The organism is Lutibacter sp. (genome assembly GCF_013041805.1).
GTDB lineage: Bacteria > Bacteroidota > Bacteroidia > Flavobacteriales > Flavobacteriaceae > Lutibacter.
The window spans coordinates 1-5,599 of sequence record NZ_JABDRI010000086.1 but is presented as its reverse complement, the minus strand read 5'-3'; the positions used below and the strand labels follow the sequence as shown (position 1 = coordinate 5,599).

The 5,599-nt window shown below is 30.0% G+C and carries 5 protein-coding genes; 2 read left to right on the top strand and 3 right to left on the bottom strand.

The annotated features are described in order from the left end of the window. The coding region (locus HKP59_RS10680; protein WP_291806655.1) for a class I SAM-dependent methyltransferase at positions 1–668 on the bottom strand (668 nt) is incomplete at its 3' end. Positions 669–814: 146 nt separating this feature from the next. Between HKP59_RS10680 and HKP59_RS10675 the strand changes: the two genes are divergently transcribed. Continuing rightward, entirely contained in the window at positions 815–1,993 is a 1,179-nt protein-coding gene (locus HKP59_RS10675; protein WP_291806652.1) for a class I SAM-dependent RNA methyltransferase, read from the top strand. A gap of 77 nt (positions 1,994–2,070) precedes the next feature. Here the strand turns inward: HKP59_RS10675 and HKP59_RS10670 are convergent, their stop codons facing one another. Together HKP59_RS10670 and HKP59_RS10665 are read right to left on the bottom strand one after the other, a co-directional pair. After that, on the bottom strand, positions 2,071–3,192 hold the full coding sequence (locus tag HKP59_RS10670; RefSeq protein WP_291806649.1) for a hypothetical protein: 1,122 nt from the start codon (positions 3,190–3,192) through the stop codon (positions 2,071–2,073). A gap of 143 nt (positions 3,193–3,335) precedes the next feature. Then, positions 3,336–4,355: a cytochrome-c peroxidase gene (locus HKP59_RS10665; RefSeq protein WP_291806647.1), complete on the bottom strand. Its 1,020-nt coding sequence runs from the start codon at positions 4,353–4,355 to the stop codon at positions 3,336–3,338. Positions 4,356–4,508: 153 nt separating this feature from the next. Here HKP59_RS10665 and HKP59_RS10660 point away from each other — a divergent pair. Further along, positions 4,509–5,599, top strand: a 1,091-nt coding sequence (locus tag HKP59_RS10660) for a DEAD/DEAH box helicase family protein (protein ID WP_291806644.1), incomplete at its 3' end; no start/stop codon positions are given.

The following is a 5,599-nucleotide window of genomic DNA, read 5'->3' as shown; positions in this document are numbered from 1 at the left end:
TTTCCAAAAGTATGCTTTATTTTAAAATCTACTAAATGTAAAAAGGACTTTATTTTTGGCAAGTCTAAACATTTAACTTTTTCAAAATAAGTATGCTTTTTTCCTTCAGCTTCAAAATTTATTTCTTTTACTATAAAACCATCTTTTAAGTACCTAGTAATTTGAAAGGTGATTCCTTGAATAGTTTTAGTTTCTTCCTCAACTAAGTTTGCAATTACCTTTTTTACATTCATAAAGTCTATAATGGCAATTCCTTCTGTTTTTAGTCCGTTTTTAATATTTTTCAAAACGTTAATGTCTTCTTTGTCATTTTCAAAAAAACCAAAGCTTGTAAATAAATTTAGAATAGCGTTGTACTTACTATTGAACTGATTACGCATATCATGCTCTATAAATTTCAACTTCTCATTTTCAAATTGCTTAGCTTCTTGAATACTATTTTTGGACAAATCAGCTCCAACCACATGAAAACCTAATGAATTTAAAAATATGGAGTGTCTACCTTTTCCGCAGCCTAAGTCTAACAGTATATCGTCTTTTTTTAATGCTAAAAAAGCAACCACATTTTGCATAAATTCACGCGCTTCAGAATAATCTCTATCAGCATATAAAATATGATAGTAGGGTGTATTAAACCATGATGCAAACCACTCTTTTTTTTCTGTCATAAAAAATTTAAAGGTTGACAAAAATAACAAAATGTTTTGAGTTTAAAGCATAGTTTCATTGATCAATCTAATTTCTTATCCCATACAAAAAGATTGGATAGTCATATTATCGAAAATGTTTCTGTATTTTTGCAAAAATTTAGAGTATGAATCACGATTTTAGAATGGTTGCAACTACCATGTTTGGTTTTGAAGAATTATTAGTAACTGAACTTAAAAACTTAGGTGCTCAAGATGTTGAAGCAGGAGTAAGAAGTGTAACTTTTAAAGGTGATAAAGGTTTTATGTATAAAGCCAATATGGCTTTGCGTACCGCTATTAGAATTTTAAAACCTATTAAACGTTTTAGAGTGGCTGATGAAGATGATTTGTACAATAAACTAATGAAGATTGAATGGGAAAGGTATATGGACGTTGATCAAACATTTTCTATTGGGGCAGTTGTTAATTCGAAAAATTTCACCACAAATTCTCATTATATTTCATTAAAATCTAAAGATGCCATTGCCGATTATTTTAGACATAAGTATCATAAACGTCCAAATGTTGATGTAAAACATCCTGATTTAAAAGTACATGTGCATATTCAAAAAGATGTTTGTTCTGTGTCGTTAGATAGTTCTGGAGATTCTTTGCATAAAAGAGGATATAGAAGTTCAACAAATATTGCACCCATAAATGAAGTATTGGCTGCTGGTTTGGTGTTACTTTCTGGTTATACAGGTGAATGTAATTTTATAGACCCCATGTGTGGCTCAGGAACTATTTTAATTGAAGCTGCAATGATTGCAAATAATATTCCTGCAAACATTAATAGAAAAGAATTTGGCTTTGAAAAATGGAATGATTACGATGAGGATTTATTTTTTATTATTCAGGATTCTTTATTGAAAAAAATTAGAAGTTCCCATTTTAAAATTATGGGATTTGACAAAGCACCTTCCGCTATTGTGAAGGCTAAAGAAAATATTAAAAATGCTAATTTAGAGGAGTTTATTGGTGTTCACCACGTCAACTTTTTTAACTCAGTAAAAGAAGTATTTGGTCAAACTACAATTTTGTTTAACCCACCTTACGGAGAACGCTTAAATGTTGATGTTCAAGAATTTTATAAAAAAATTGGTGATACCTTAAAACATGGGTATCCAGATTCTACTGTTTGGTTTATTACATCAGATTTTGAAGCGCTAAAGCATGTAGGTTTACGAACTTCAAGAAAAATCCCAGTAAAAAATGGAGATTTAGACTGTAAATTTGTACGTTATGATATGTATGCAGGGAGTAAAAAAGCGAAGAAGAATTTACCTAAAGAAGAAATGGAATAGCGGTATTGCGCTACTTTCATACTATAAAAAAAGGCTTTGCAAATTTGCAAAGCCTTTTTTAAAACTAACTCAATTTATTAACTTCTACTATTTCTTTTACTACTTGTTCTTTTTACTTCACTTTTAACAGGTGTTCTACTTGATGATGTTGCTCTCTTTTTTTCGGTATTTACCGATCTTTGAGTTTGAGTAGATCTTGTATTATTTTTTGAAGCTATTGTTCTTCTTTCTTGAACTTTAACTGGTTTGCGCTCCGTTGTTGTTCGTTTCATTTGAACTGATTTTTCTGGTGCTCTTTTTGTGATGGTTCTATTATCTCTAGTTGTTCTGTTCTCAAGAGATGTATTTCTTCTTGTATTAGAATTTGAAGTTGTTGATCTCGTGTCTCTAGTTGTTCTATTCGTAACAGATGTATTTCTTCGAGTATTAGCATTTGAATTGGTTGATCTGGTGTTTATTGTATTTGCACTAGAACGTACCGTATTTCTATTCGTTCTATCTACTCGGGCAATTTTATCTGTTTTCCTTTTAGGAATTTGTTGTGTTGCCACTCTTGATCTTGTATTGCTATTAGAACGTTTATTGTTACTATTATAATATTTATTTCTAGAATGATCTCTGTGATATGTGTATCTATTTGGTCTATAATTTGATCTATATGGTCTATAACTTACAACTCTATACTCAAAAAATGGTCTAACAAAGAAGTTGTGATAAGGATGAAACACATAGTTACGATTATACACATTAATATATCCTGAATAATGAGAATAGTTACCATAGTTATTGTAGTAAATATTCATTCCGCCTAGTCGCGCTAGTCTTCCATGTGCATAATTAATGTTTACATTTCCTATTCTATCAACTCTTCCGTAATAATCATAGTAAATTGGAATATCTTCAACTTGAATAATAGCACCGTAATGGTCGTATTGTACATAAGCATCATAATTAAACCCAGCGTTAAAACTGATGTTTACATTTCTATTTTGGTATCCAACATGTACATTGTTTCTTGGATTGATAAAAAAATCGAACTCTCCATTTTGAAAAACAGCGAACGTAACGCCACGTTCTACAAAATTGAACGAATCACCAAAATTATTGTAATAACGGTTAGTGGTTGTTGCAGATGTTGAAGCAAATGCTGCTGCACTTACAACTACAAAGGTTACGAATATAAGTATCTTGTTTTTCATACTATTAGATTTTAAAGGTTCATACTACATTATGTTCTTAGCGCTGAACACTTTCTTAAATACAAACAACGTGCCAAAAAAATATGCCCAACGAAATTGGGCATATTAGAACATTAAAATTAAAAAAATAAAGCTTTTACACTTTAAATGTTTTTTGGCAACTCACCAGTTAATGAATTTAAAAATGCGACTAAGGCATCTAATTCATTTTCAGGAAGTTCTTTGTTTAATTGTAATTTAGCCATAATAGTAACAGCTTCTTTTAAATCTTTTACACTTCCATCATGAAAGTAAGGGTAGGTTTTTTCAATATTTCTTAAGGAAGGAGACTTAAAAATATATTTATCACCTTCTTTTTTTGTTACTTCAAACTTACCTTCATCTATTTTTGTGCTTTTTGTATATTTCCAATAATCATCAAATATTCCAAATTTTTGATAAATGTTTCCACCTAATACATTTCCAGAATGACAAGCTACACAACCAGTACTAATAAATAACTGTAATCCTTCTTTTTCTATAGTTGATAATGCATCTAAATCACCAGCAATAAAATCATCAAATCTTGAAGGTGTTATTAATTTTCTTTCAAAAGCTCCAATAGCATTTTGAATATTTTTATAATTAATAGGTTGTTCTTCGTCTGGGAATGCTTCAGAAAATAATTGATTGTATTCCTCGATTTTAGATAGGCGTTCCACTACTACTTTTTCGCTTGGCATTGCCATTTCAACTGGATTTAAAATCGGTCCTCCTGCTTGTGCTTCTACATCTGGCTCTCTACCATCCCAAAATTGCGCCATATGTAATGCTGCGTTAAAAACAGTAGGGGAGTTTCTTGTTCCAAAACCTCCATCATTCCCAGGAGAAGTACTTAAATTATCAACTCCATAGGTTTCAAGATTATGACATGAATTACAACTTTGTTTATTATCTTTTGATAGTCTATTGTCAAAATATAATTTTTTCCCTAAAACAACTTTTTCATCAGTTACTTTATTTTCTGGGTTATCTGCAACTTCCGGAAGTTTACCAAACATAGACGATGCCGTTTTTTGTAAAGCGACATATTCAGGATTTACTTCCGCTTTTTTTTCTTTTTTCTCCTCTTTGCAACTCATAAAACTAATTACTAAGATTGCAACCAATAAAACTTTTTTCATTTTAGTTAGTATATTTAAATTTTGTGTAAAATTATTCTAAATAAGACATAAATAGAGTAACTTTAATTACAATAAACAGTGTTTTTAAGTAACATTAATCACAGTTTTTGTATAGATTTTAATACTTTTACTTTTTAATAATTTTTAATTGATTTGAGTTACTTTATCGACGTTATTTTACCAATTCCACTGCACAAGTTATTTACCTACAAAATAACTGATGCTGAAGCCGTTTTCTTAAAAAAAGGAATGCGTATAGCTGTAGAATTTGGTAAATCAAAAATTTATACAGCTTTAGCGTATAAGGTTCATGAGAATGCTCCAATAGGCTATGAAGCAAAGGAAATTTTTCAAATATTAGATGATGCGCCCTTAGTGAATGAGATTCAATTAAAACATTGGGAGTGGATTTCAACTTATTATATGTGTACTTTGGGTGAAGTGTATAGAGCTGCTTTGCCTTCTGCTTTTTTATTAGAAAGCGAAACGGAATTAGAATTGATTCAAAGTTTTTCTAAAGAAGAAGAGCTTTCTCATGAAGAATATTTAATTTTTGAGGCTTTGCAGTTTCAACCAAGGCTTTCAATTTCTCAGATTATAGAGATTTTGGGTAAAAAAAGTATTTTTCCAATTATTAAAAGTTTATTAGACAAACATGTAGTTCTTGTTAAAGAGCATATTTATGAGCAATACAAACCCAAATTAGTTAAATATGTTCGGTTAAATGAGGAGTGGAATACTAATGAAAAACTACCTGAATTGTTAAAATTACTAGGTAGAGCAAAAAAACAACACGCTCTTATTTTGGCTTATTTTCAGTTAAATGCACTTAAAAAACCCATAAAAGCAATACAACTTTTAGAGGCTTCAAATACGTCTCCCGCTGTCATGAAATCTTTAATCGATAAGGACATTTTAACGTATTATTTTATTCAAAAAGATCGAATTAATTTTGATGGAAAATCTGAACAAATTAAAGAATTAACAACCTATCAGGAAACTGCATATAATGCAATAAAATCATCTTTCAATACGCATCAAACCACCTTACTAAAAGGAATTACGAGTAGTGGAAAAACAGAGATTTATGTAAAGTTAATTAAACAATTACTTGAAGAAGATAAGCAAGTATTATACTTGTTGCCAGAGATTGCTTTAACCACACAATTAATTGAAAGGTTGCAATATTATTTTGGGGAATATTTATCTGTTTATCATTCCAAATACTCTATGAATGAACGTGT